The 1,169-nt window shown below is 48.6% G+C and carries 1 protein-coding gene; it reads right to left on the bottom strand.

What is annotated here, in order from left to right; all coding sequences use genetic code 11:
* Positions 1 to 129 precede the first annotated feature (129 nt).
* Positions 130 to 1,169: transposase (locus F6K13_RS34180; RefSeq protein ID WP_287290090.1), on the bottom strand; the 1,040-nt coding region annotated here is incomplete at its 5' end.

Here is a 1,169-nt window from a genome sequence, read left to right as displayed (position 1 = left end):
TCATTTGTGTCCCTTTCTTCAATTTGTCATGCCCAGTATTTATTTAGATTAGAAAAAAGTAAGGGAAACTACTACTCAGATCTTGCACTAGGACATTCAGACTAGTCCTGAGGGCGCAAATGGATTCCATTAGGCTGCAAGCGCGAGTTCAGTAGGCTTATCCGAAATACGCAATTTCTGGATAATAATCTCATAGCCAAGTGTCTCTGCAACCTCATTCATCTCCTCCACATCGGCTAAAAAGCCATCAAAGACCTCCTGAGGGAATAGGGCTTTACGTGCCTGGTGGGCGGCTTTCTGCCAATCTAACGTCTGCTCCCCTGAAGACAGATGCTGCCAATGAGCCAGCAAAAAGCTCAACCAGCAGATAATCCACCAGCGATACATGCCTTTTTTAGTGCCCACCCCAAATTTAGACCAACCGAAGCGATGTTTGAGGGTTTTGAAGCAGGCTTCAATGCTCCAACGCAATTTACCTAATCGCACAATATAGGTTCCGCTAAGTGCATCTGTGGTCACCACAAAATGTTGTTCACGCGTTCCTTTATCTTCATGCTTACGCCAAAACCAAGAGAGACTCACAGGGATGTCCAAATCCTTGAGATAGACTCGCTCTCCTCGCGTCTTAACCGTCTTCACCGACCGCTTGTCCGACAACGTACGGGCGTTAGAAATGCGCATGAGCACCTCGAATCCCATGGCTTTAGCGTCTGGAATCAGCTCATTGGAGCCAAATCCCGCATCCGCCATCACTCGAACCTTAAAGAGCGATTGCCACGATGAGGGGATATGGCGTAGAAGCCTCAAGGCTAATTGAGTAGGAGTGGGAGTGCCTTCACCGCGATACACTCGAAAATCCCACGGTAATCGCCACGGGACGATACACAGATACAGCATGGCGACATGCACCCCTCGCTTGGCGTTGTACACACGCACAAATTCTTCCAAGCCTTTGTATTGTCCGGTCTTTTCCAAACAGGTTAAATCCACGATGGCGTGCAAGATGGGACGACGACCTCGACGCCTTCGGCAGTAGGCGTTAATGAATCGCTCAATCTTCAAACGGATGGTGGCAACGACTTTACGGGTGGGCCATCCATAGACATTGAGAAACCGACTTAACCCCGCTTCTGACTTGTTTTTACTATCCTTTGGCGTGCAACAATCGA

Source organism: Okeania sp. SIO2B9 (assembly GCF_010672505.1).
In the GTDB taxonomy this organism is placed as follows: domain Bacteria; phylum Cyanobacteriota; class Cyanobacteriia; order Cyanobacteriales; family Microcoleaceae; genus Okeania; species Okeania hirsuta.
Note: the sequence above shows the minus strand (reverse complement) of the source record. Positions and strands in the feature narration are given on the sequence as shown.